Raw genomic sequence first — 23332 nt, forward strand, 5'->3', positions numbered from 1 at the left:
GCGCCTCACCCCGGTAAAACCCTGGTAATTAGGGTTAGCGTTGCCTGGTTTTCAACGCCGTTGCTCAGCGATCGTGCCAATGAATGCCTCCACCGTGGGCATGATCCTGCCGACGATGATGTCGACGCCCTCAGCGGTCGGATGAATGCCGTCGGCCTGGTTGAGCTTGGCGTCGGCCGCGACGCCCTCGAGGAAGAACGGATAGAGCGGCACGTCGAATGTCTTGGCCAGATCCGGATAAATCGAATTGAAGCGTGCGGCGTATTCGGCGCCGTAATTCGGCGGCGCCAGCATGCCGCAGAGCATGACTGAAATCTTTCGCGCCTTGAGCCGCTGGACGATGTCGGTCAGCGCCGCGCGCGCCACGTCGGGATCGATGCCGCGCAGCGCGTCATTGGCGCCGAGCTCGACGATGACGCCGTCAGTTCCATCGGGCACCGACCAGTCGAGCCGGTCGCGGCCGCCCGAGGTGGTGTCCCCGGACACCCCGGCATTGGTCATGTCGACCTCTATGCCTTTGGCTTGTAAGGCTTTTTGAAGCTTTTGAGGGAACGCCTCCTGGGCCGGAAGGCCGAAGCCGGCGCTCAGGGAATCGCCGAGAACGACAAGCTTGACCGGTTTTGTCGCGCCTGCCCAAGCCGGGTTCGCCATCGTCATCAAGGCGAGCATCAACACGGCTATGTGCATGAACAATCCGTAACGCCTCTCGACCCCGCGTGCGGAGTTGCCATATGACCGGACCATGGACACTCGCATCGACCCCTCTTCGCTCGCCGCTACTGCCGCGGACACCATCGCCATCTCCAACGTCAATCTGTCATTGGGCACGGGCGCGGCACGCGTTCACATCCTCAAGGATATCAGCCTGCGCGTCGCCTCGGGCGAGACGATCGGCCTGATCGGCCCGTCAGGCTCGGGCAAATCCACGCTGCTGATGGTGATGGCGGGGCTGGAGCGTCCTGACAGCGGAGAGGTGGTGGTGAATGGCACGCCTTTCAATGCCCTCGACGAGGACGCGCTGGCGCGCTTCCGCGGCCGCCAGGTCGGCATCGTCTTCCAGTCCTTCCACCTGATCCCGACCATGACGGCGCTGGAGAACGTCGCGGTGCCGCTCGAGCTCGCCGGCAATCCCGATGCCGCCAAGCGTGCGGCAGAGGAGCTGCAATCGGTCGGGCTCGGCGACCGCCTGCATCATTATCCGACGCAGCTCTCCGGCGGCGAGCAGCAGCGCGTCGCGCTCGCCCGCGCGCTGGCACCCGATCCCGCGATCCTCGTCGCGGACGAGCCGACCGGCAATCTCGACGAAGCGACCGGAAAGCAGATCGTCGATCTGCTGTTCACCAAGCATGCCGAGCGCGGCATGACCTTGGTGCTCGTGACGCACGATTCCTCGCTCGCACACCGCTGCGACCGCGTCATCCGCCTGCGCTCCGGGCGCATCGACACGCAGTCTGCGCCGGCATGAGCGCCGTGGCCGAACCGTTCGCGAAGCCGAACGCCGTCGCGCTGTCGCTGCGCTACGCCTTGCGCGAATTGCGCGGTGGCCTGCGCGGCTTCTACGTCTTCATCGCCTGCATCGCGCTCGGCGTGATGGCGATTGCCGGCGTCGGCTCGGTGTCCGCCAGCCTGAGCGATGGTCTCGCGCGCGAGGGCCGCACACTGCTCGGCGGCGACGTCTCGTTCGTGCTGTTCCAGCGCGAGGCCAAGCCGGAAGAGGTCGCGTTCCTGCGCTCGCGCGGCACGCTGTCGACCGCTGCGACCTTGCGCGGCATGGCGCGTTCGGCTGACGGCAAGCTGGCGCTGGTCGAGATGAAGGCGGTCGATAGCACCTATCCGATGCTAGGGCAGCTGACGCTGGCGCCGCCCCTGCCGATGGCCGATCTGCTCGCCGAGCGCGACGGTGCGTTCGGCGCCGCCGCCGATCCGACGCTGCTGGCGCGGCTTTCGCTCAAGACCGGCGACCGCGTCACCATCGGCGCGGCGACCTTCCAGATCCGCTCGACGGTCGAGGCCGAGCCCGACAAACTCGCGGGCGGCATCGGCTTCGGGCCGCGCTTTTTGATCAGCGAGGCGGCCTTGCGCGCCACCGGCCTGATCCAGCCCGGCAGCCTGGTGCGCTGGGTCTACCGGGTCAAGCTGCCAGAGGCTGCGAACAACGAGCGCGCCACCGAAGCCTTCATCGCGGATGCGCGCAGCGCCGCGCCGCAAGCCGGCTGGGAGATCCGCAGCCGGTCCAATGCCTCGCCGCAGCTCGAGCGCAATATCAGCCGCTTCACGCAGTTCCTGACCCTGGTCGGCCTCGCCGCGCTGCTGGTCGGCGGCGTCGGGGTCGCCAATGCCGTCAAGAGCCACATCGACCGCAAGCTCGAGGTGATCGCCGCCTTCAAGGCCGTCGGCGCCACCGGCCGGGACGTGTTCGGCATCTACCTGGCGCAAGTGGTCCTGCTGGCGGCGATCGGATCCGTGATCGGCCTTGCGCTCGGCGCCGCGATGCCCTTTGCCATCGTTGGCCTGTTCGGCAAGCTGCTGCCGCTGCCGGTGGTGCCGGCCGTGCATGCCGACGAGCTCGCGCTGTCCTTCGTCTACGGCCTCCTCACTGCGCTTGCCTTCGGCCTGTGGCCGCTCGGGCGCGTGCACGACGTGCCGGTGGCCGCGCTGTTCCGCGACACCATCAGCTCCGAATGGCACCGGCCGCGTGCGGGCTATCTCGTGTTCATGGGGGTCGTGATCGCGCTGCTCATCGCGGTCGTGATCGGCCTGTCGTTCGACAAGCGCATCGCCGCGGTGTTCGTGGCCTCCTCCGTCGTGGTGTTCGCCTTGCTGCGCGGCATCGCCGCCCTGCTGATGGCGATCGCACGCCGGCTGCCGCGGACGCGGCTGCCGATGCTGCGGCTGGCGATTGCCAACATCCACCGGCCGGGCGCGCTGACGCCTTCAGTCGTGCTGTCGCTGGGACTCGGGCTCGCCGTGCTCGTCACCATCACCCAGATCGACGGCAATCTGCGCCGGCAGTTCCTGGCCGCGCTCCCCGACCAGGCACCGTCGTTCTTCTTCATCGACATTCCGAGCGCGCAGGCCGAGCAGTTCGACGCCTATCTGCACCGGATCGCCCCCGGCGCCCGAATCGAGGACGTGCCGATGCTGCGCGGGCGCATCGTCGCCGCGCGCGGGGTGCGCGCCGAGGAGCTCAAGCCCACAACCGATTCCGAATGGGTGCTGCAGAGCGACCGCGGGCTGACCTACACCGCCGAGCTGCCCAAGGGCTCCAAGGTGGTCGAGGGCGAGTGGTGGCGCGCCGATTATTCCGGCCCGCCGCTGGTCTCGATGGAGAAGAAGATCGCCGACGGGCTCGGCCTCAAGCTCGGCGACGAGGTGGTGGTCAACGTGCTCGGCCGCGACATCCCGGCGAAGATCAGCAATTTGCGCACGATCGACTGGCAGGGGCTCGGCATCAATTTCGTCCTGGTGTTCTCGCCCAACGCCTTCAAGGGCGCGCCGCACACCCACATCGCGACGCTGACGGAAGCGGGCGGAAATGCGGCGGGCGACGGCAAGATCATCAAGGAGATCGCCGACGCCTATCCGATGGTGACGAGCGTGCGCGTGCGCGAGGTGATGGAGACGGTCGGCTCGGTCGTGACCAATCTGGCACTGGCGATCCGCGGCGCCAGCGCCGTGACCCTGATCTCGGCGATCCTGGTGCTGGGCGGGGCGCTCGCCGCCGGCCACCGCCACCGGGTCTATGATGCGGTGATCCTGAAGACCCTGGGCGCGACGCGGCTGCGACTGCTCGGCGCCTATGCCCTCGAATACCTCCTGATCGGCCTTGCCACGGCGGTGTTCGGGGTGATCGCAGGCAGCATCGCGGCGTGGATGATCGTCACGCGGCTGATGACGCTGAGCTTCGTCTGGCAGGCCGGCAGCGCCGCCGGCGTGGTCGCGGCCGCGCTGGTCGTCACCGTCGGGCTCGGGCTTGCCGGCACGCTGCTGGCATTGAACAAAAAGCCGGCGACGGTGTTGCGAAATTTGTGACAAATTGAAGCGGCGGATCGAGCCGGAATCGCCCCGGTTTCCGCGATTAACCACGCTGCTCGTCAGCTCCACGTCAGGATTGCCGCCAAGGGCGACATTCGGCCGCGCGTGGAAGGTTGCAGCGAATGTGTTAGTTTCCCACATATCGAATGGGTTCGGGGCCCCGATTGTGAGCCAAAATTTAGTCGGCTGGCAACGGTCTCCGAGATAGAATTTGACGAACCGGCGGCATGGCGACCCTCATGCCGGACCGGACCAACCAACGGGAATTCGACCATGTCGGACCTAGACCGTAACTACGCTTCTCCTTTCGGCAGGGCCGCCGGGCGTGTCGACGCCGCGACGGTCGATGCCGGCCTGCGCGCCTATATGCTGCGCATCTACAACTACATGAGCATTGGCTTGGCCATCACCGGCCTTGCCGCGCTCGGCGTCTACATGGCCGCCGTGACCGACGTCCCGACGGCGGACGCCGTCCGCGTCGGCAAGCTGTTCCTGACGCCGTTCGGCTACGCCATGTTCGTCAGCCCCCTGAAGTGGCTGTTCATGCTCGCGCCGCTCGCGATGGTGTTCGTGATCTCGGCGGGCATCAACCGCCTGGCCCCCTCGACCGCCCAGATCCTGTTCTGGGTGTTCTCGGCGCTGATGGGCATCTCGCTGTCGTCGATCTTCCTGGTGTTCACCCACACCTCGATCGTGCGGGTGTTCTTCATCACCGCGGCCACCTTCGGTGCGCTGAGCCTCTACGGCTACACCACCAAGCGTGACCTGACCGGGATGGGCTCGTTCCTGTTCATGGGCCTGATCGGCATCATCATCGCCAGCCTGGTGAACCTGTTCCTGGCCAGCTCGATGCTGCAGTTCATCGTCTCGGTGGTCGGCGTGCTGGTGTTCTCGGGCCTCACCGCGTGGGACACCCAGCGGCTGAAGAACGACTACATCTACGGCTATGCCTCGGCCGGCGGTGACATCGCAGAGCGTGCGGCCATCACCGGCGCACTGTCGCTGTACCTGAACTTCATCAACCTGTTCACGCTGCTGCTGCAGCTCCTCGGCCAGCGCGAGTAGGCGACAGGACCGAGCGAACGACACGAACCCCGGCCGAGAGGCCGGGGTTTTTGTTTGGGGGGCGCGGGGGCGGCCACAAACACCGTCATTGCGAGCGCAGCGAAGCAATCCAGAGTCCCTCCGCGGATGCATTTCTGGATTGCTTCGCTGCGCTCGCAATGACGCTGCGGAGGCGGCGTAGCCCCCTTCCAGCAGTCGGATGAAGGCTCTATCCTTCCCGCCATGTCCGCACCCGATATCAGGCCCACCACCGAGGCCGACCTTCCCGCCATCACCGCCATCTACCAGCAGGCCGTCCGCGAGGGCACGGCGACGTTCGAGCTGGAGCCGCCTGACCTTACGGAGATGACGCGCCGCTATCGCGCGCTGATCGATGGCGGCTATCCCTACTTCGTCGCCATGCTGGACGGGAGCGTGGCCGGCTATGCCTATGCCGGCGCTTACCGGCCGCGGCCGGCCTATCGCTTCACAGTGGAGAACTCGATCTATCTGGATCCGTCCTTCCACCGCCGCGGCGTCGGCTCAATGCTGCTGGAACGGCTGATCGCCGAATGCGAGGCGCGCGGCTTCCGCCAGATGATCGCGGTGATCGGCGATTCCGCCAATGCCGGGTCGATCGGCGTGCACACAAGGTGCGGCTTCAAGATGATCGGCACGCATCCCAGCGTCGGGCTGAAATTCGGGCGCTGGCTGGACACGGTGATGATGCAGCGCGACCTCGGCGAGGGCGCGCGCACGGTGCCGGGGAAGTAAGCTCGGTTTCGTAGGGTGGGCAAAGCGCAAGCGTGCCCACCGTTCGCGGCGATTGAGATAGGACGTGGGCACGGCGCGGTGCGCCTTTGCCCACCCTACGGCAGCGTTCGTGCCGCTACACCACCGCCAGCTTGCGATCGATCACCAGCAGCACCCGCTCGAGCTCGTGGCCGCGGCGCAGGATCAGGCCGGTCGCCGAGATCACGCTGTACATGCCTTGCTTGCGCGCGAGGCGCGGGTCCTTCTCGATGCGGTAGATCGGCACTTCCGAGGCACGGCGATAGACCGAGAACACGGCGCGGTCCTTCAGGAAGTCGATGGCATAGTCGCGCCACTCGCCGTCGGCGACCATGCGACCGTAGAGATTGAGAATCCGGTGCAGCTCGAGCCGGTTGAAGGTCACCCGGTTCGGCGGCGCATGCGCCGCGGCGGGACGCGCCGCCGCGCGCTGCTCGCTCGGCTCGGCATCCTCCGACGTCAGACTCATGGGAAGCGCCTCCTCATCGCACGGCTATGACCCGGGTCCGCGAAGACGGTCCCCGGAACCGCGTTCATGACACTTGCATGATTGCGCCAACCGTTCCGCGCCGCAAGGGGCTCAACCGGTCGAATCGACAGTGCGTCCGGGCACACGCAAGGGTGGAACTCCGTCGCGGCAAACCGTCACGGGATCGTTAGCAGGAATCATAGTATCGCCGCTTTTCCGCCAACCGCCCGCCGCCCTGCATTGCGAAAAGACTGGTGTGCGTTGACCCGGTCCTTTCGGTTCCGGATTCCTCAGCCCCCAGCCCCCCGGGGTCGAACAGGATCGGGTCTGTACGCACGACAAGGAGGGCCAACGCAAGTTGGTCCTTTTTTGTTTGTGTCGCGATGTTTCCGGTTTTGCCGTCATTCCGGGGCGCGCCTCTTGGCACGAACCCGGAAATCCATTGCTCAGCTTGCACAATGGATCGATGGATTCTCAGGTGCGCAATTGCGCAGCATAGCTCGCGCTTCGCGCGCCCCGGAATGGCGAAGCATCAATTGCTGAGATGTTCTGCTTGCTTCAATGCAGCGACGTGTACGCCGCACCCAACATCGGGCCCGGTCGCTCGCGGCTGCCGTCCTGGACGTAGACCACTGCGCCGTCGACGCCGTCGCGCGTGAGATTTTCGATCGGCACCGTCCAGCTCTCCGGACGGCCGGTCCAGTCGCCGACCTTGAGCAGGTTGCGCACCACGTTGTGATAGGTGACCTGCTGTCCGCGATTCTCGCCGCGGGTGATCGCGATCGGCACCGACTTGGCGATCGAGCAGATCCAGACCTCGCCATGCGAGACCGTGGGCTCCTTGCTCGCGGCCACCGACACGTTGATCTGCTTGCCCGAGAGCGACATCGTCACCGGCACGCTCATCACGCCGTTGCCCTTGTCGGTCTTGCCGATCGCGTTCTCGATGCCGGCGCGATCGCTGCCGATGACATGCGTGGAGCCGTTGACCACGACCTGTGGCGTGTAGACCTCGCGGTCGCCGCGCATGCGCGAATAGGCGCGCTGCCGTGCAGAGAAACGCGAATCCGCCAGCGTGTCCTTCCAGCCGAGATAGTCCCAATAATCGATCGGCATGCTCAGCGCGATGACCGAGGGATCCTTGGAGAGATCGCCGATGATCTGGTCGGCGGGCGGGCAGGAGGAGCAGCCCTGCGAGGTGAACAATTCGACGACGGCGCGGGGATCAGCCTCGGCAGGACGAATGACGGCGATGATCGCACATATGCCGAGAGCTCCCGACCAGAGGGCACCGGACCAACGTGGAATCAGATGGGAAGCCGTCATTGTCGTCATGTCGAACGCCGCACACCGTTGCTCTCAGAGGGAAATCTTATCGCCGGATGGTCACCGTAGTCTTACGGGGCGCGGTACATTCATCCATCCGGGCCACCGTCCAAGGGGAGGTATTCCGCCGGGCGGGCCCATCTGAAGCGTACCGCAAACGCGCGAAGGCGGCCTTTGATAGGCCGCCTTCGTTAAGGCTTCTACTCACTTCGCAGTGAGCCATCGTTCACAAATCCGCGCTTACGCCGCGAGCTTGCGCAGCACGTAGTGCAGGATGCCGCCGTTGCGGTAGTAGTCGAGCTCGTCCAGCGTATCGATGCGGCAGAGCAGCGAAACGCGCTGCAGCGAACCGTCGCCGGAGACGATCTCCGCGGTCAGCTTCTGGCGCGGCTTGAGGTCGCCGACGAGGCCGCGCAGCGTGACCTTCTCGTCGCCCTTGAGGCCCAGCGACGACCAGGAGGTGCCTTCCTCGAAGGTCAGCGGCAGCACGCCCATGCCGACCAGGTTGGAGCGGTGGATGCGCTCGAAGCTCTGGCAGATCACGGCGCGCACGCCGAGCAGGCGCGTGCCCTTGGCGGCCCAGTCCCGCGAGGAGCCGTTGCCGTATTCGGCGCCGGCGAACACCACCAGCGGCACCTTCTCTTCCTGGTACTTCATCGCGGCGTCGTAGATCGACATCTGCTCGCCGTCGGGCCAGTGCTTGGTCAGGCCGCCCTCGGGGATGTTGCCATCGGCGCCCTTCAGCATGAAGTTCTTGATGCGGATGTTGGCGAAGGTGCCGCGCATCATGACTTCATGGTTGCCGCGGCGCGTGCCGTACTGATTGAAGTCGGCCGGACGCACCTGGTGCTCGCTGAGATATTTCCCGGCTGGCGAGGTGAGCTTGATCGAGCCGGCCGGCGAGATGTGGTCGGTCGTGATCTTGTCGCCGAACATGGCGAGGATGCGCGCCTCGACGATGTCGGTGACCGGCTCCGGCTCCTTCTTCATGCCATCGAAGTAAGGCGGGTTCTGCACATAGGTCGAGGACATGTTCCAGCGATAGGTCTCGCTCTCGACCGTCTTGATCTTGCGCCAGTTGGTGTCGCCCTTGAACACGTCGGCGTACTTCTTCTTGAAGATCGACGCGGTCACGAACTTCTTCATGAAGGCGTTGATCTCCTTGGTCGTCGGCCAGATGTCCTTCAGGTACACCGGCTTGCCGTCCTTGCCCTCGCCGAGCGGCTCGGTGGCGAGATTCTTGGTGACGCTGCCGGCAAGCGCATAGGCGACCACCAGCGGCGGCGAGGCCAGGTAGTTCGCCTGCACGTCCGGCGAGACGCGGCCTTCGAAGTTGCGATTGCCGGAGAGCACGGCGGCCGCGACGACGCCGTTGTCGTTGATCGACTTCGAGATCTCCTCGGGCAGCGGACCGGAATTGCCGATGCAAGTGGTGCAGCCGAAGCCGACCAGGTTGAAGCCGACCTTGTCGAGATCGGGCTGCAGACCGGAATTGGCGAGATATTCCGCGACGACCTGGCTGCCGGGGGCGAGCGAGGTCTTCACCCACGGCTTGGCCTTGAGGCCCTTGGCGGCCGCATTGCGCGCGAGCAGGCCGGCGCCGATCAGAACGCTCGGGTTCGAGGTGTTGGTGCAGGAGGTGATCGCGGCGATCACGACGTCGCCATGGCCGATATCGAAGTTCTTGCCTTCGACCGGGAAGCGCTTGGCCGGCTCCTCGGCCTTCTTGTACTCGCTGGCGAGCGCGAGCGAGAAGCCGTCCGCGACGGTGGGCAGCGCGATGCGGCCTTCGGGACGCTTCGGACCGGCCATCGACGGCACGACGTCGCCGAGGTCCAGGGTCAGCGTCTCCGTGAACACGGGGTCGGGCGACTTGGCGGTGCGGAACAGACCCTGCGCCTTGGCATAGGCCTGCACCAGCGCAACGCGGGCCGAGGCACGACCGGAGGTCTTGAGGTAATCGAGCGCGGCGGCATCGACCGGGAAGAAGCCGCAGGTCGCGCCGTATTCGGGCGCCATGTTGGCGATCGTCGCCTTGTCGGCGACCGAGAGATGGTCGAGGCCGGGGCCGAAGAACTCGACGAACTTGCCGACCACGCCAAGCTTGCGCAGCATCTGCGTCACCGTGAGCACGAGGTCGGTCGCGGTGACGCCTTCCTTCAGCGCGCCCTTCAGCTTGAAGCCGACGACATTGGGCAGCAGCATCGACAGCGGCTGGCCGAGCATGCAGGCTTCCGCCTCGATGCCGCCGACGCCCCAGCCGAGCACGGCGAGACCGTTGACCATGGTGGTGTGCGAATCCGTGCCGACCAGCGAATCGGGATAGGCGACCTCGAAGGTGCCGGTCTTCTTGCCGACCGTCATCTTCTCCTTCTTGGTCCAGACCGTCTGGGCGAGATATTCGAGGTTGACCTGGTGGCAGATGCCGGTGCCGGGCGGCACGACGGAGAAGTTCGAGAACGCCTTCTGGCCCCACTTCAGGAACTCGTAGCGCTCCTGGTTCTGCTTGTATTCCTCGGTGACGTTCTTGCCGAAGGCCTTGTTGTCGCCGAAGAAGTTCACGATCACGGAGTGGTCGATGACGAGATCGACCGGCACCAGCGGATTGATCTTTTCGGCATCGCCGCCGAGCTTCTGCATCGCGTTGCGCATCGCGGCGAGGTCGACCACCGCGGGCACGCCGGTGAAGTCCTGCATCAAGACGCGCGCCGGGCGGAAGGCGATCTCATGCTCCAGCGACTTCTTGCGCAGCCATTTCGACACCGCGACGATGTCTTCCTTCTTGACCGAGCGGCCGTCCTCGTTGCGCAGCAAATTCTCGAGCAGGACCTTCATCGAATAGGGAAGTTTGGAAATTCCCTTCAGACCATTCTTCTCGGCGGTAGGCAGGCTGTAATAGACATAGGTCTTGGCGCCGACCTTGAGGGTCTTTTTGCATTTGAAGCTGTCGAGCGAGGTCATGTAGGAGATCCCAATTGTTAGTTATACCCGGCAGGGTATTTTAACACCGTCAGCGTATCAGGCTGGGCCGCTTGCAGGGGCAGGTTGAGTTGCTGCATCAAGTAGTTCCGGGCTTATAGAAGCTTTCTAACCGCGCCGCCACAGCCACTATCGTGCTGCAGCAATCCGCGAGCCAAAAATTCCCATGCGCTACCCCAAGATTTCCTGAGGCCCGGCTGTGAGCGGATTGAACCAGGGCGACATGCGGCTGTCCGGTCACGGGCTGAGGTGCGTGCGGGGCGGACGCGAGGTGTTCGCCGGGCTCGATTTCGCGGCCGTCTCGGGCGAGGCCGTCGCGGTCGTCGGCCGCAATGGATCGGGCAAGACCTCGCTGCTGCGGCTGATCGCGGGCCTGCTCGTTCCCGCCGGCGGGACGATCGCGCTGGACGGGGGCGACGGCGAGCTGACCCTGGCGGAGCAGTGCCACTATCTCGGCCATCGCGATGCCCTGAAGCCGGCGCTGAGCGTTGCCGAAAACCTGACGTTTTGGGCCGATTTTCTTGGAGGAGAGCGTTTCGATGCGGCTGACAGCCTCGCCAAGGTCGGGCTCGACCACGCCACCCATTTGCCCGCCGGATTCCTGTCCGCGGGACAGCGCCGCCGGCTCTCGCTGGCCCGGCTGCTGACCGTCCGCCGCCCGGTCTGGCTCTTGGACGAGCCGACCAACGCGCTGGACGTCGCCGGTCAGGACATGTTTTCCGGATTGATGCGCGAGCACCTGGCTGGCGGCGGCATGATCGTCGCGGCGACGCATGCCCCGCTCGGCGTCGATTCGCGAGAGCTGCGGATCGGGGGGACGGCGTGATGCCGATGCACCCTCAGCTTTCCGAGCGGCTGGGCGCCGTGCTCTCCCTACCCTCCCCCCCTGTGGCCTCCCCCCCTGTGGGGTCCGAGGCCCCATGACCGCCCTCGCCGCCCTCATCCGCCGGGACATCCGCATCGCGCTCCGCGTCGGCGGCGGAGCCTTGATTGGCGTCTTGTTCTTTCTGACCGTGGTGGTGCTGATGCCGTTCGCGGTCGGGCCGGATCTGGCGCTGCTGTCGCGGCTGGGCCCGGCCATTCTCTGGCTTGGCGCGCTGCTGGCGAGCCTGCTGACCCTGGACCGGCTGTTCATGGCCGACCATGAGGACGGCTCGCTCGACCTGATCACGATGAGCCGGACGCCGTTGGAACTCGCTTGCGCCGCCAAGGCGCTGGCGCATTGGCTCGCCGCCGGCCTGCCGCTGATTGTCGCAACCCCCGTGCTCGGCCTGTTGCTCAACCTCGACATGGTCGCCACGGCGGCGGTGGCGCTGACGCTGCTGGCGGGCACCCCGGCCCTGACCTTCACCGGCATGATCGGCGCAGCGCTCGCGGTGACGCTGCATCGCGGCGGGCTGTTGATGGCCGTCCTGGTGCTGCCGCTGTCGATTCCCGTGCTGATTTTCGGCGTTGCGGCCTCTCAGGCGGTGATCGTCGGTCCCATGACCTTCGGCGCGCCGTTCTCGATCTTGTGCGCGCTGTCGCTGGTCAGCCTCGTGATCGGCCCGTTCGCGGCGGCGGCGAGCCTGCGCCATGGTCTCGATTGAGATCGGTCGGACCAACCTTGACCCCGATCAACTTTCGCCACGGGCTTTCGTGCTGATTGCCTGAGCGGCCCCCGGTGATTATCAGGATACCATGACGCTGATCGACCTCGCCAACCCCACGCGGTTCCTCGCGCTGACAGCGCGGGTGTTGCCGTGGCTGGCGGCCGCGACAATCATCCTGCTCACGATCGGTCTTTATCAGGCCGCCTACGCGCCGGACGACTATCAGCAGGGCGCGACCGTGAAGATCATGTTCATCCACGTGCCCAATGCCTGGCTGTCGATGTTCGTGTGGGGCGTGATGAGCATCGCATCATTGGGCACGCTGGTGTGGCGGCATCCGCTCGCCGACGTCGCCGCCAAGGCCGCAGCGCCCATCGGCGCCGCCTTCACCTTCCTCGCGCTGCTCACGGGCTCGCTGTGGGGTCGGCCGATGTGGGGCACCTATTGGGAATGGGACGCGCGGCTGACCTCGGTGCTGATCCTGTTCCTGATGTATCTCGGCCTGATGGCGCTGTGGCGCGCGGTCGACGATCCCTCGCGCGCGGCGCGCGCCGCTGCGGTGCTGACGCTGGTCGGCGCGATCAACTTGCCGATCATCAAGTTCTCGGTCGATTGGTGGAACACGCTGCACCAGCCCGCCTCGGTGATGCGCATGGGCGGCTCGGCGCTGGACAAATCGTTCCTGATTCCGCTGCTGGTGATGGCGATCGCCTTCACGCTGCTGTTCGTCACGCTGCACCTGGCCGCGATGCGCAACGAGATTTTGCGCCGCCGTGTCCGCTCGCTGCAGATGATGCAGGCGAGTCGCATCGCGTTTTCGAGCGAGGTGGCATCCGGCTCGCGTGAAGACAATGCGTCAAAAGAAGCTGGGGCTGCATGACGATGTCGCTCGGTCCCTACGCCTCCTTCATCGTGACCTCTTATGCCGCTGCCGCCCTCGTGATCGTGATCCTGATCGGCTGGGTCATACTCGATTATCGCAGCCAGACGCAGCGCCTGCGCGAGCTGGAGCAGCGCGGCATCACCCGTCGGTCGGGCCGCAGCGCGACGGAGCCGCGATGAGCGATCAACCTGCCTCCGCTCCGCCGCAGCGCCGCACCTTCCTGGTGGTGCTGCCGCTGATCGCCTTCATCGGCCTTGCGCTTCTGTTCTGGTTCCGGCTCGGCAGCGGCGATCCCTCGCGGATTCCCTCCGCGCTGATCGGCCGCCCCGCGCCGCAGACCGTGCTGCCGCCGATCGAGGGGTTGCAGGACAACGGCACGCAGGTGCCGGGGCTCGATCCCGCCGCCTTCAAGGGCAAGGTCAGCCTCGTCAATGTCTGGGCGTCCTGGTGCGTGCCGTGCCACGACGAAGCGCCGCTCCTGACCGAGCTCGCCAAGGACAAGCGCTTCCAGCTCGTCGGCATCAACTACAAGGACGCCGCCGACAATGCGCGGCGCTTCCTCGGCCGCTACGGCAACCCGTTCGGCCATGTCGGCGTGGACGCCAACGGCCGCGCCTCGATCGAATGGGGCGTCTACGGCGTGCCGGAGACTTTCGTCGTCGGGCGCGAGGGCACCATCGTCTTTAAGCTGGTCGGTCCGATCACGCCGGACAATCTGCGGACGGTGTTGATGCCGCAGATGGAGAAGGCGCTGAAGGGGTCTTAGCCAAGACCCTCATTGCGAGGAGCCCCGCGACAAAATTGCGAAGCAATTTTGCGCTGGTGCGACGAAGCAATCCAGAGTCCCTCCGCACAGACATTCTGGATTGCTTCGCTTCGCTCGCAATGACGAGCGGAGAGACCGTTACCCCTTGCTCACATCGCCCGCCTCGGCCTCGCTTCTTTCCAGCGAGACCGGCGCGAGGTGATAGCGCTTGGTCAGCGGCATCTGGGCGATGGCGAAGATCATCGTGATCGGGGTGACGCCGAACACCTTGAAGTTCACCCAGAAATCCGTGCTCTGGGTGCGCCAGACGATCTCGTTCAGCACCGCCATGCCGGCGAAGAACAGCGCCCAGCGCAAGGTGAGGATGCGCCAGCCCTGCGGGGTCAGGTTGAACACCTGATCGAACATCACGGCGATGAAGGAGCGGCCGAACAACAGGCCGCCGCCGAGGATCGCGGCGAACAGGCCGTAGATGATGGTCGGCTTGACCTTGATGAAGGTCTCATCATGCAGCACCAGCGTCAGGGTGCCGAACACCAGCACGATCACACCCGTGACGATCGCCATGATCGGGATGTGGCGCGTCACCATGTAGGAGGCGGCCATCGCCGCCACGATCGCGACCATGAAGGCGCCGGTCGCGGCGAACAGATTGAACTTCGCGTTGACGAAGAAGAATACGAGCAGCGGACCGAGCTCGGTCGCGAGCTTGAACAGCGGATGCGGCTGGGTCTTGTCCATTCTCTCTTCCGTCTCTCCCATCCTTCGAGACGACCGCTTCGCGGTCTCCTCAGGATGAGGACCTCTTATGTGGCACGACCTCATCCTGAGGAGCCGCGCAAGCGGCGTCTCGAAGGATGAAGCTATTCGATTCCGGCGATGGCGCGGGCGAAGTCGCGCGCGGTGAAGGGCGCGAGATCGTCGACGCCTTCGCCGACGCCGATGAAGTGCACCGGCAGCTTGAATTTCTCGGCGAGCGCCACCAGGATGCCGCCGCGCGCGGTGCCGTCGAGCTTGGTCATCACGAGGCCGGTGACCCCGGCGGTGCGATGGAAGGCCTCGACCTGCGACATCGCATTCTGGCCGACGGTCGCATCCAGCACCAGCAGCACGGCATGCGGCGCAGTGTCATCCACCTTGCGGATCACGCGCACGACTTTCTCGAGCTCGTTCATCAGCTCGGCCTTGTTCTGTAAGCGGCCGGCAGTGTCAATCAGCAGCACGTCGATGCCCTGCTCCTTCGCCGCGGTGAGCGCGTTGAAGGCAAGGCTCGCCGAATCCGAGCCCTGCGCGCCCGCGATGACCGGCGTCTTGGTCCGCTCGCCCCAGACCTTGAGCTGCTCGATGGCCGCGGCGCGAAACGTATCGCCGGCGGCCAGCATCACCTTGCGGCCTTCGGAGGCGAATTTCTGCGAGAGCTTTCCGATGGTGGTGGTCTTGCCGGAGCCGTTGACGCCGACGACGAGAATGACGAACGGTTTTTTGGCCGCATCGATCACGAGCGGCTTTGCCACCGGCGACAGCACCTTCTCGACCTCGGTCGCGACGACGTCCTTGACCTCGTCCGCCGAGATCGCCTTGTCGTAGCGCCCCGTGCCGACCGCGTCCGCGATCCGCACCGCGACGGAGGTGCCGAGGTCGGCGCGCAGCAGCACGTCCTCGATGTCGTCGAGCATGGCGCGGTCGAGCTTGCGCTTGGTGACGAGGTCGGCGACCGCGGTCCCGAGCGAGGACGAGGTGCGCTTCAGCCCGTTGGACAGGCGGCGCCACCAGCTCAGCTTGGGGGGATCTGACGTGGTATCGTTCATGATGGCGTGTTAGCCGTTCCGGCCCGTAAACGAAAGCCTTGACCGAAAGTCCTGCAATTGCTCGATGTTCCCCAATTGACCGCCGATGAGATCCTGGCCCGCGTGCTCCATCGCGACGGGCTGATGCTGGTCATCGACAAGCCGGCCGGCCTGCCGGTGCATCGCGGCCCCAAGGGTGGCCCCAATCTGGAGGATTCCTTCGACGCGCTGCGTTTCGGCCTGCCGCGGCCGCCGGTGCTGGCCCACCGGCTGGACAAGGATACCTCGGGTTGCCTCGTGCTCGGCCGCCACCGCAAGGCGACGGCATCGCTGGGCCTTTTGTTCAAGCACGGCAAGATCGGCAAGACCTACTGGACCGTGGTCGAAGGCGGCCCTGCTGAAGATGAGGGCATCATCGACATGCCGCTCGGCCGGCTCAATGCCGAACGCGGCTGGTGGCAGAAGCCGGATCCCGACGGCCAGAAGGCCATCACCAACTGGAAGGTGTTGGGTCGGGGCGACGGTTTCGCCTGGCTTGCCATGGAACCCGTCACCGGCCGCACCCATCAATTGCGCGTGCATTCGTCGGCGACCGGATGGCCGATCTTCGGCGACAACATTTACGGCAACGGCCCGCGCTTCGGCGAGCCGCGCCTGCACCTGCATTCGCGCGAGATCGTGGTGCCGATCTCCCGGAACAAGGAGCCGATCCGCGTGGTGGCGCCGGCCCCGCCGCACATGCATGAGAAGCTCCGGGCCTGCGGGTGGAATGGGGAATAGGTGTCGACCCTCATGGTGAGGAGGCGCGCTAGCGCCGTCTCGATCCATGAAAGGCCCGCATCTCGCCCGCGGCCAAATCCTTCGAGACGCCCGCTTTGCGGGCTCCTCAGGATGAGGAGCGGAGCCGTGCCCGGCTACCGCGCCATGGTTTACGAAACGTTCAGGGCTCACCTCTAATGATAACGGTTGCTTAGAAAAAGCTTCCGTAACCGCTCAGGACGAGCCGCGCGTGATGACCAAGGCCGGGCTATCGATCATCGACGAGGTCGAATCCGCACTTCGGATCGGCTCGCCGGAAAAGGGCCTGGCGACGGCGCGGCGCGTCACCGAGCTGTTCCTCTCCTCCGCCGGCAATTTCGACGACGAGCAGATCGCGCTGTTCGACGAGGTGCTCGAGCGCCTGATCGGCACGATCGAGCTGCGCGCCATCGCCGATGTGGCAGCACGCGTCGCCCTGGCCGAGATCAGCGCTCAGCTGGCGCCGATCGCGCAGGCGCCGCCGTCGGTGATCCGCCGCCTCGCCAACAATGACGAGATCCGCATCGCCGGCCCCGTGCTGCAGGAATCCGCGCGGCTCGACGACGGCGAGCTGGTGAAGATCGCCTCCAGCAAGGGCGAGCCGCATCTGCTCGCGGTCGCCGGCCGCTGGTGGCTGAAGGAGATCGTCACCGACGCGCTGCTGGCGCGCCGCTATCCCAGCGTCAGCCGGCGGCTCGCCGCCAATCCCGGCGCGCGCGTCTCCGGAAAAGGGTTTGCCATCATCGTCGGCCAGGCCGAAAGCGATCCGGAGCTCGCGGTCGGCGTCGGCGTCCGCGTCGATCTGCCATCGGAGCTGCGCCGCCAATTGCTGCGCTCGGCGACCGATGCCGTACGCACCCGCCTGCTGTCGCGCGCTCCGCCGCATCTGTTCGAGGAGATCCAGAGCGCCATCGCCGCCGTCACCGTCGGCGTGGAGCGCGAGATGTCGGGTGTCCGCGATTTCGAGGGTGCCAAGCGCGCGATCGGGTATCTCAAGGCCACCGGCCAACTCAACGAGGCGACATTGTTCGGATTCGCCAGACAGCGGCGCTATGAGGAGACGGTGGCGGCCCTGGCGGCATTGTCCGGATCGACCGTCGAGGTGATTCGTCCGCTGATGCAGAGTCTCCGCGAGGACGGCCTGCTGGTGCCGTGCAAGGCCGCGCAGCTCAGCTGGGAGACGACCATGGCCGTGCTCGAATGCCGTTTCGCGACAGGCGCAATGAAGCCGGCGGACATCGCCAGGGCGCAGGGACACTACGCGAGAATGACGGCGGAGAATGCCAAGCGGACGCTGCGGTTCTGGCAGGTAAGGGCGTCGTAGGTTTTCCCTCTCCCCTTGCGGGAGAGGGTGGCTCGCCGCGATAGCGGCGAGACGGGTGAGGGGTCTCTCTCCGCGCATAACCTCTCAATGTGAGTGCGCGGATACAACCCCTCATCCCGCGCTTCGCGCCACCTTCTCCCGCAAGGGGAGAAGGGAAGAGACAACGGCTTATGTGGTGAGCCGCTCGCCATCAACGCCGGCAATCAATCGTGGCACGATGCTTCCGACCTGCTCGCCCGCAATCGCCACCGGCAGATAATGCTCCGTGCGGCCCTGCTCCGCGCTCTCGATCAGCACCTCGCGCCTCGTGCCGATCTCGGCTCGCAGGCGCTGCCGCAAGGCCGCTTCACCGGCCGCGCGCAGCCTTTTCGCACGCTCCTTGATCAGGCCTCCCGCCACCTGCGGCATCCGTGCGGCCGGCGTGCCGGGCCGCGGGGAATAGGGGAAGACGTGCAGGAAGGTCAGGCCGCATTCTTCGACGAGGTCGAGCGAGCGCGAGAACATCTCCTCGGTCTCGGTCGGGAAGCCCGCGATGATGTCGGCGCCGAAGACGACATCGGGGCGCAGGCGGCGCACCTGCTCGCAGAATGCAATCGCATCCTGCCGCGAATGCCGCCGCTTCATGCGCTTCAGGATCATGTCGTCGCCTGACTGCAGCGACAGATGCAGATGCGGCATCAGCCGCGCATCCTCGGCGATGGCATCGAGCAGGTCGTCGTCCGCCTCGATCGAATCGATCGAGGAGACGCGCAGGCGCTTCAGCTCGGGCACATGGCGCAGGATCTGCTTGGTCAGCATGCCGAGCTTCGGCGCACCGGGCAGGTCGGTGCCGTAGCTGGTGAGGTCGACGCCGGTCAGCACGATCTCGGCATGGCCGCGCTCGGCCAGGGTGCGCACCTGATCGACCACCGCGCCCATCGGCACCGAGCGCGAATTGCCGCGGCCGAACGGAATGATGCAGAAGGTGCAGCGATGGTCGCAGCCGTTCTGTACCTGCACGAAGACGCGCGGCAGGCCGCTCGCATAGCCGTCGGCGAGATGCGGCGCCATTTCCTTGACAGCCATGATGTCGCTGACGGCGATCTTCTCGTTGGCACCGAGATCGAAGGCATCGCGTGTCTTCCGCCATGCTTCGCCACGCATCTTGTCGTCATTGCCGACGACACGATCGACCTCGGCCATGTCGGCGAACATCGCAGCCTGCGTCTGCGCCGCGCAGCCGGTGACGACGATGCGCGCCTCGGGACGCTCGCGCTTCAACTTGCGGATCGACTGGCGCGCCTGCGCCACCGCCTCGTTGGTGACGGCACAGCTATTGATGACAACGGTGTCGGAAAGCCCCGCGGCTTCCGCCTTGCTGCGAATCACCTCGGCCTCGAAGGCGTTGAGGCGGCAGCCGAAGGTGACGATGTCGACGGCCATCAGGCGACGGACGCGAACAGCGCCGGATCGAAGGTGCCCTCATATTCGAAGGTCGCGGTGCCCGTCATCAGCACGTGATCGTCGCGCTCGCGCCATTCAATGCCGAGCTTGCCGCCCGGCAGCGTGATCTCGACCTTGCGCTCGGCACGCTTCAGCCGCGCGGCGGCGACCGCCGTGGCACAGGCCGCCGAACCGCACGCCTTGGTCAGGCCCGCGCCGCGTTCCCAGGTGCGGATCGTGATGTGCTCACGATCGACGATGTGGGCGAGCGTGATGTTGGCGCGCTCGGGGAAGATCGGATGGTTTTCCAAGAGCGGACCGAAGCGGCCGAGATCGTAGGCGTTGACGTCGTCGACCCAGAACACCGCGTGCGGATTGCCCATGCTCACCGCCGAGGGCGAATGCAGGATCGGATTGTCGATCGGCCCGATCTGCAATTCGATGTAGCGGGTGTCGCGAAACTCTTCCGCCAGCGGAATGTCCTGCCAGCCGAATTTTGGCGCGCCCATGTCCACCGTGTAGAGATCGGGTGCAGGGCCCTGCCAGGCATTGAGCAGGCCGGCGGCCGTCTCGAACGTCGCGGTGGTCTGCCCGGTCTTCTCGAAGATGCGGCGCACGACGCAGCGCATGCCGTTGCCGCAGGCGCCGGCCTCCGAGCCGTCATTGTTGTAGATGTTGATGAAGGCCTCGGTGCCGTCGAGCCGCGGCCTCGAGAGCACCATGAGTTGGTCATAGGCCACGCCGCCGTTCGCGGACGCCACGGCGCGGGCGTCGTCCGGGGTGACCTTGGCCGTCGAATCGCGCAAGTCGACAACGACGATCTCGTTGCCGATGCCGTTCATCTTGGCAAATGCATGGTTGGCCAGCGCGCTCATGAAAATTCCCGAATTTCGCCTGCCTTATATGGCGATCCTCGGCCGCTTGGCCAGTGATTTGCCGCCCGGGTCGGGACATGGGCCAAGGTGCCGGCCATGACGCATCTGTCATGGGACGAATTCGGCGCTCGCGTGTTAGAACGGCGCGGTTCGCGCGAACCGGGACGCGCGGCCGGGTTAAGGCCTTGGTGGGTAAGGCCTTGATGAATTCGGGACCCGACGAAGCGGGGCCTTGGGGAGAATAAAATGAACACTTTTCGTCGCCTCGCTTTGGCCGCGCTGATCCCGGCTGCGGCCTTGTCGCTCGGGCCGTCGGGCGCTCTGGCGCAGACGCCGAGCCCCGCACCGGCGGCCTCTGCGAGCCGCCCCCGGCGGCCGCCGCGACGCCGGCCCCGGTTCAGACCGCCGATCCCTTTGGCCTCGAGACCATTCTCGAGTCGAAGAAGGTCGTGATGGTCAAGGGCACCGCCAATTGGGACTCGGCCTTCGACACGCTGATCGACGCCTTCAAGGCGCTGAACACGCTGCTGGACAAGCAGGGCATCAAGCCGTCGGGCAATTCGATGATCGTCTACACTTCGACCGACGACACCGGCTTCACCTTCCTTGCCGAGATCCCGGTCGAGCAGGACCCGAAGAGCCTGCCCAAGGACATGAGCGTCGGCAAGTCGCCTGAAGGCAAGGCGCTGAAATTCGTCCATCGCGGCTCCTACGACAACATGGATAACACCTATGAGGCGATCACCAATCACCTCGACGACAAGAGGCTGGAAGCCAAGGACACCTTCATCGAGGAGTACCTCACCGATCCCCTGAAGACGGCGGAGGACAAGCTCGTGATCAACGTTTTCGTGCCGCTGAAGTGAGAGAGATGAAAAAGCCTGCCCTGCTCGCCGCCGTCCTTGCCACCACGCTGCTGGCCGCGCCCGCGCGCGCCGACGATGTTCCCGCCGCGATCACGGTGAGCGGCGAAGCTTCGGTGTCCGCGGCGCCCGATCTCGCGCAAATCGATGCCGGCGTCGCCAGCGACGCCAAGACGGCGAAGGAAGCCTCCGATGCCAACAACGCGGCGATGGGCAAGGTGCTGCTGGCGCTGAAGGGCGCCGGCATCGCCGAGAAGGATTACCAGACCTCGCGGCTGTCGCTGCAGCCGCAATACGGCCAGAACAAATCCACCGGGACCTCGCCGGTGGTCGGTTTCCGCGCCAGCAACCGCGTCACGGTGAAGATCCGCGACGTGACCAAGGTGGCTGGCATCATCGACACGCTGGTTGCCGCCGGCGCCAACGACATCGGCAATATCTCCTTCGAGGTGACGCAGGCCTCAAAGCTGCTCGATGATGCGCGCGAGCAGGCCGTGGCGGATGCGCGCCGCAAGGCGGAGATCTACGCCAAGGCCACCGGCGTGACGCTGGGCGCGCCGCTGAGCGTGTCCGAGGGCGGTGCGCCCGTGCCGTTGTTCAAAGCCCGGATGGCACCCGCGCCGATGGCGGCGCCGGCCGCAGTCGCGCCCGGCGAGGAGACGCTGACGGTGACGGTGAATGTGAGCTGGGCGATCAAGGCCAAGGAATAACAGGTCTCGTGTCCCGGAGGCGCTGCAGCGTGAAACGCTGTTGCGCAGAGCCGGGACCCAGAAAGCCACAAAGTACATTGCCGCGACATGGGCCCCGGCTCTGCAGCGCACTGTCGCACCGGACGATGCTTCGCATCGCCGGGGTGACGCTGCGCTGCGTTCGGGGCACGAGCGGCGTGTTCGGGAAAGATTAAATCTCCACCACCTGCCCGGGCATCATCGCCACGAACCTTTCCTGCGGAATCTTCGCCGCATCGAGCGCTTCCACCAGCGCTTTCGCCGGCGCATCGATCGCTTCGTCCGTTAGCTGAAATGTGCCGTGATGATGCCCGAGCGCGGCTTCCGCGCCGCAATCGGCCAGCGCCTTCACGGCATCTTCCGGATTCATGTGCTGGTCGCGCATGAACCAGCGCGGCTCGTAGGCACCGATGGGGAGGATCGCTAGGCGCAGCTTGCCGTGCTTCTCGGCGACGCGGCGGAAATGGCGGCCATCGCCGTAGCCGGAATCGCAGACGACGTAGATCTTGCCCGCCGGCGTCTCCAGGACAAAGCTCGCCCACAGCGCCTTGTTGCGGTCGAACAGGCCGCGCGCGGTCCAGTGCCGGGTCGGCACCAGATGCACCGCGACGCCTTCGCCGAGCTCGACACGATCATGCCAGTCGAACGCTTCCGCCTTGATGGTGGGATCGGTGCTGCGCATCGTAACGTCGTTGCCGAGCGGGGTGACGACGCGCGGAGCGAAATTCTTGGTGAGGCGCGACAGCGTTGCGATGTCGAGATGGTCGTAATGGCCGTGCGAGACCAGCACGACGTCGATCTTCGGCAGCTTCTCGAAGGCGATGCCGGGATCGTTGTGCCGCTTCGGCCCAGCCCAGGCGATTGGCGAGACCCGCTCCGACCAGACCGGGTCGACCAGGATGTTGACGCCGCCGGCCTGGATCAGCCAGCTGGCGTGGCCGACGAAGGAGAGCCGCACCTTGTCGCCATCGACACGCGCCGGCGGGGTGTCGGCGTGGGGGCTCGGCGCCCAATCCGGCCAGGTCGCCCGCCGCCGCTTGCCGCTGAACTGCCAACGCAGCACCTCGCGCAGCGATTTCGGCGGCGACCCGTCCGGATCGAAGAAGGTCAGACCGTCGAAATGGTCGGAGGCGGGACCGTCATAGGTTTTCATGCGGGACATCCAGAGGGAGGGGACGCCGACCAGCGCGCCGGCTCCGGCGAATAGTCCGAAAAGGCGGCGGCGGGTGATCGGCACGAGCGGGCTTCTAGGAATGGTCGGAAGGGTAAGACATCACCGCCTATATGGGCGGGGCCGGCGGAAAAGGAACCGCGACAAAAGGATCACGTTTTCAAAACCTTGCCTTACCAAGAGCGAGCCGGCACCCTAACTTTCCTTGACTTTTGGGCTGGAGCGGCGTTTAACCCCGCCACTTTCTCGGAAAGGCTTTCTTTTCGACCCGCCGACCGGCCCCCGAGGCCGGAGGTTAACGCCCGACAGCGCTGTGCGCCCTCGGGCGCAAAGGTGTTTGGTTTTCTGCTCCCTCCCCGCTCTTGCGGGGAGAGGGTCGGGGTGAGGGGCTCTCTCCGCGCATGGTGCGCGTCGATGGTCCCGTACCCCTCACCCGCCGCCCAAGAGGGCGGCGACCTCTCCCCGCAGGCGGGGAGAG

21 protein-coding genes and 1 pseudogene are annotated in these 23332 nt (G+C 65.8%); 13 read left to right on the forward strand and 9 right to left on the reverse strand.

The features are described from left to right. Nucleotides 1-51 precede the first annotated feature (51 nt). Nucleotides 52-687 (reverse strand): arylesterase, encoded by a 636-nt coding sequence (locus tag DCG74_RS03880; protein ID WP_172788854.1) that lies wholly within the window; start codon nucleotides 685-687, stop codon nucleotides 52-54. A gap of 55 nt (nucleotides 688-742) precedes the next feature. Between DCG74_RS03880 and DCG74_RS03885 the strand changes: the two genes are divergently transcribed. From DCG74_RS03885 to DCG74_RS03900, 4 genes are all read left to right on the forward strand, one after another. Further along, nucleotides 743-1465 carry an ABC transporter ATP-binding protein gene (locus tag DCG74_RS03885; protein WP_172788843.1) on the forward strand — a complete coding sequence of 241 codons (723 nt, stop codon included), beginning with the start codon at nucleotides 743-745 and terminating at the stop codon, nucleotides 1463-1465. Beyond that, on the forward strand, nucleotides 1462-4032 hold the full coding sequence (locus tag DCG74_RS03890; RefSeq protein ID WP_172788844.1) for an ABC transporter permease: 2571 nt from the start codon (nucleotides 1462-1464) through the stop codon (nucleotides 4030-4032). Before DCG74_RS03885 ends, DCG74_RS03890 begins: the two co-directional genes overlap by 4 nt. A 276-nt stretch (nucleotides 4033-4308) precedes the next feature. Beyond that, on the forward strand, nucleotides 4309-5100 hold the full coding sequence (locus DCG74_RS03895; protein ID WP_172788845.1) for a Bax inhibitor-1/YccA family protein: 792 nt from the start codon (nucleotides 4309-4311) through the stop codon (nucleotides 5098-5100). A gap of 222 nt (nucleotides 5101-5322) precedes the next feature. Continuing rightward, on the forward strand, nucleotides 5323-5853 hold the full coding sequence (locus DCG74_RS03900) for a GNAT family N-acetyltransferase (protein WP_172788846.1): 531 nt from the start codon (nucleotides 5323-5325) through the stop codon (nucleotides 5851-5853). A 115-nt stretch (nucleotides 5854-5968) separates the two neighbouring features. Here DCG74_RS03900 and DCG74_RS03905 read toward each other — a convergent pair whose 3' ends face one another. From DCG74_RS03905 to acnA, 3 genes are all read right to left on the reverse strand, one after another. Beyond that, nucleotides 5969-6340, reverse strand: coding sequence for a DUF2794 domain-containing protein (locus tag DCG74_RS03905; protein ID WP_172788847.1), 372 nt, complete (start codon nucleotides 6338-6340; stop codon nucleotides 5969-5971). Between the two features lie 558 nt (nucleotides 6341-6898). Further along, nucleotides 6899-7675, reverse strand: coding sequence for a thioredoxin family protein (locus DCG74_RS03910; RefSeq protein ID WP_172788848.1), 777 nt, complete (start codon nucleotides 7673-7675; stop codon nucleotides 6899-6901). A gap of 231 nt (nucleotides 7676-7906) precedes the next feature. Continuing rightward, a complete protein-coding gene (gene acnA / locus DCG74_RS03915) occupies nucleotides 7907-10627 on the reverse strand; it encodes an aconitate hydratase AcnA (protein WP_172788849.1) in 2721 nt (906 codons plus the stop codon). A gap of 241 nt (nucleotides 10628-10868) precedes the next feature. On the opposite strand from acnA, the gene ccmA reads away from it, so the two are divergent. The 5 genes from ccmA to DCG74_RS03940 all read left to right on the forward strand — a co-directional run bounded on the left by ccmA (nucleotide 10869) and on the right by DCG74_RS03940 (nucleotide 13886). After that, nucleotides 10869-11471 carry a heme ABC exporter ATP-binding protein CcmA gene (gene ccmA, locus DCG74_RS03920; protein ID WP_172788855.1) on the forward strand — a complete coding sequence of 201 codons (603 nt, stop codon included), beginning with the start codon at nucleotides 10869-10871 and terminating at the stop codon, nucleotides 11469-11471. 94 nt (nucleotides 11472-11565) lie between these two features. Further along, nucleotides 11566-12234 (forward strand): heme exporter protein CcmB, encoded by a 669-nt coding sequence (ccmB, locus tag DCG74_RS03925; protein WP_172789706.1) that lies wholly within the window; start codon nucleotides 11566-11568, stop codon nucleotides 12232-12234. Between the two features lie 91 nt (nucleotides 12235-12325). Then, nucleotides 12326-13117 (forward strand): heme ABC transporter permease, encoded by a 792-nt coding sequence (locus DCG74_RS03930; RefSeq protein ID WP_172789707.1) that lies wholly within the window; start codon nucleotides 12326-12328, stop codon nucleotides 13115-13117. Next, on the forward strand, nucleotides 13114-13299 hold the full coding sequence (gene ccmD, locus DCG74_RS03935) for a heme exporter protein CcmD (RefSeq protein ID WP_172789708.1): 186 nt from the start codon (nucleotides 13114-13116) through the stop codon (nucleotides 13297-13299). Before DCG74_RS03930 ends, ccmD begins: the two co-directional genes overlap by 4 nt. After that, a complete protein-coding gene (locus DCG74_RS03940; RefSeq protein WP_172789709.1) occupies nucleotides 13296-13886 on the forward strand; it encodes a DsbE family thiol:disulfide interchange protein in 591 nt (196 codons plus the stop codon). Before ccmD ends, DCG74_RS03940 begins: the two co-directional genes overlap by 4 nt. Nucleotides 13887-14024: 138 nt before the next feature. Here the strand turns inward: DCG74_RS03940 and DCG74_RS03945 are convergent, their stop codons facing one another. Both DCG74_RS03945 and ftsY read right to left on the reverse strand, forming a co-directional pair. After that, nucleotides 14025-14627 carry a septation protein A gene (locus tag DCG74_RS03945; protein ID WP_172789710.1) on the reverse strand — a complete coding sequence of 201 codons (603 nt, stop codon included), beginning with the start codon at nucleotides 14625-14627 and terminating at the stop codon, nucleotides 14025-14027. A 122-nt stretch (nucleotides 14628-14749) separates the two neighbouring features. After that, nucleotides 14750-15694, reverse strand: coding sequence for a signal recognition particle-docking protein FtsY (ftsY, locus tag DCG74_RS03950; RefSeq protein ID WP_172789711.1), 945 nt, complete (start codon nucleotides 15692-15694; stop codon nucleotides 14750-14752). 57 nt (nucleotides 15695-15751) lie between these two features. Between ftsY and DCG74_RS03955 the strand changes: the two genes are divergently transcribed. Continuing rightward, the gene (locus DCG74_RS03955) at nucleotides 15752-16453 is read left to right on the forward strand and encodes an RluA family pseudouridine synthase (RefSeq protein WP_172789712.1); all 702 of its coding nucleotides are present in this window, start codon (nucleotides 15752-15754) and stop codon (nucleotides 16451-16453) included. A 232-nt stretch (nucleotides 16454-16685) separates the two neighbouring features. Then, complete coding sequence (locus tag DCG74_RS03960) at nucleotides 16686-17795, forward strand: DUF2336 domain-containing protein (protein WP_172789715.1); 1110 nt, start codon at nucleotides 16686-16688, stop codon at nucleotides 17793-17795. 168 nt (nucleotides 17796-17963) lie between these two features. On the opposite strand, the gene mtaB is transcribed toward DCG74_RS03960, so the two are convergent. Both mtaB and dapF read right to left on the reverse strand, forming a co-directional pair. Beyond that, entirely contained in the window at nucleotides 17964-19217 is a 1254-nt protein-coding gene (mtaB, locus tag DCG74_RS03965; RefSeq protein WP_172789713.1) for a tRNA (N(6)-L-threonylcarbamoyladenosine(37)-C(2))-methylthiotransferase MtaB, read from the reverse strand. Further along, the gene (gene dapF, locus DCG74_RS03970; RefSeq protein WP_172789714.1) at nucleotides 19217-20092 is read right to left on the reverse strand and encodes a diaminopimelate epimerase; all 876 of its coding nucleotides are present in this window, start codon (nucleotides 20090-20092) and stop codon (nucleotides 19217-19219) included. Before dapF ends, mtaB begins: the two co-directional genes overlap by 1 nt. A 246-nt stretch (nucleotides 20093-20338) precedes the next feature. On the opposite strand from dapF, the pseudogene DCG74_RS03975 reads away from it, so the two are divergent. Then, a pseudogene (locus DCG74_RS03975) lies at nucleotides 20339-20958 on the forward strand (GyrI-like domain-containing protein). A gap of 5 nt (nucleotides 20959-20963) precedes the next feature. Then, nucleotides 20964-21665, forward strand: a complete 702-nt coding sequence (locus DCG74_RS03980; protein ID WP_172789389.1) for an SIMPL domain-containing protein — start codon at nucleotides 20964-20966, stop codon at nucleotides 21663-21665. A 190-nt stretch (nucleotides 21666-21855) separates the two neighbouring features. Here DCG74_RS03980 and DCG74_RS03985 read toward each other — a convergent pair whose 3' ends face one another. Then, nucleotides 21856-22920, reverse strand: coding sequence for an MBL fold metallo-hydrolase (locus tag DCG74_RS03985; protein WP_172789388.1), 1065 nt, complete (start codon nucleotides 22918-22920; stop codon nucleotides 21856-21858). Nucleotides 22921-23332 lie beyond the last annotated feature (412 nt).

The organism is Bradyrhizobium sp. WBAH42, assembly GCF_024585265.1.
Taxonomy (GTDB): domain Bacteria; phylum Pseudomonadota; class Alphaproteobacteria; order Rhizobiales; family Xanthobacteraceae; genus Bradyrhizobium.

What these genes read in the sequence shown, in the direction of transcription:
- DCG74_RS03880 (WP_172788854.1), bottom strand. Translation starts at nt 687, where the DNA reads ATGCACATAGCCGTGTTGATGCTCGCCTTGATGACGATGGCGAACCCG.
- DCG74_RS03885 (WP_172788843.1), top strand. Translation starts at nt 743, where the DNA reads ATGGACACTCGCATCGACCCCTCTTCGCTCGCCGCTACTGCCGCGGAC.
- DCG74_RS03890 (WP_172788844.1), top strand. Translation starts at nt 1,462, where the DNA reads ATGAGCGCCGTGGCCGAACCGTTCGCGAAGCCGAACGCCGTCGCGCTG.
- DCG74_RS03895 (WP_172788845.1), top strand. Translation starts at nt 4,309, where the DNA reads ATGTCGGACCTAGACCGTAACTACGCTTCTCCTTTCGGCAGGGCCGCC.
- DCG74_RS03900 (WP_172788846.1), top strand. Translation starts at nt 5,323, where the DNA reads ATGTCCGCACCCGATATCAGGCCCACCACCGAGGCCGACCTTCCCGCC.
- DCG74_RS03905 (WP_172788847.1), bottom strand. Translation starts at nt 6,340, where the DNA reads ATGAGTCTGACGTCGGAGGATGCCGAGCCGAGCGAGCAGCGCGCGGCG.
- DCG74_RS03910 (WP_172788848.1), bottom strand. Translation starts at nt 7,675, where the DNA reads ATGACGACAATGACGGCTTCCCATCTGATTCCACGTTGGTCCGGTGCC.
- acnA (WP_172788849.1), bottom strand. Translation starts at nt 10,627, where the DNA reads ATGACCTCGCTCGACAGCTTCAAATGCAAAAAGACCCTCAAGGTCGGC.
- ccmA (WP_172788855.1), top strand. Translation starts at nt 10,869, where the DNA reads ATGCGGCTGTCCGGTCACGGGCTGAGGTGCGTGCGGGGCGGACGCGAG.
- ccmB (WP_172789706.1), top strand. Translation starts at nt 11,566, where the DNA reads ATGACCGCCCTCGCCGCCCTCATCCGCCGGGACATCCGCATCGCGCTC.
- DCG74_RS03930 (WP_172789707.1), top strand. Translation starts at nt 12,326, where the DNA reads ATGACGCTGATCGACCTCGCCAACCCCACGCGGTTCCTCGCGCTGACA.
- ccmD (WP_172789708.1), top strand. Translation starts at nt 13,114, where the DNA reads ATGACGATGTCGCTCGGTCCCTACGCCTCCTTCATCGTGACCTCTTAT.
- DCG74_RS03940 (WP_172789709.1), top strand. Translation starts at nt 13,296, where the DNA reads ATGAGCGATCAACCTGCCTCCGCTCCGCCGCAGCGCCGCACCTTCCTG.
- DCG74_RS03945 (WP_172789710.1), bottom strand. Translation starts at nt 14,627, where the DNA reads ATGGACAAGACCCAGCCGCATCCGCTGTTCAAGCTCGCGACCGAGCTC.
- ftsY (WP_172789711.1), bottom strand. Translation starts at nt 15,694, where the DNA reads ATGAACGATACCACGTCAGATCCCCCCAAGCTGAGCTGGTGGCGCCGC.
- DCG74_RS03960 (WP_172789715.1), top strand. Translation starts at nt 16,686, where the DNA reads ATGACCAAGGCCGGGCTATCGATCATCGACGAGGTCGAATCCGCACTT.
- mtaB (WP_172789713.1), bottom strand. Translation starts at nt 19,217, where the DNA reads ATGGCCGTCGACATCGTCACCTTCGGCTGCCGCCTCAACGCCTTCGAG.
- dapF (WP_172789714.1), bottom strand. Translation starts at nt 20,092, where the DNA reads ATGAGCGCGCTGGCCAACCATGCATTTGCCAAGATGAACGGCATCGGC.
- DCG74_RS03980 (WP_172789389.1), top strand. Translation starts at nt 20,964, where the DNA reads ATGAAAAAGCCTGCCCTGCTCGCCGCCGTCCTTGCCACCACGCTGCTG.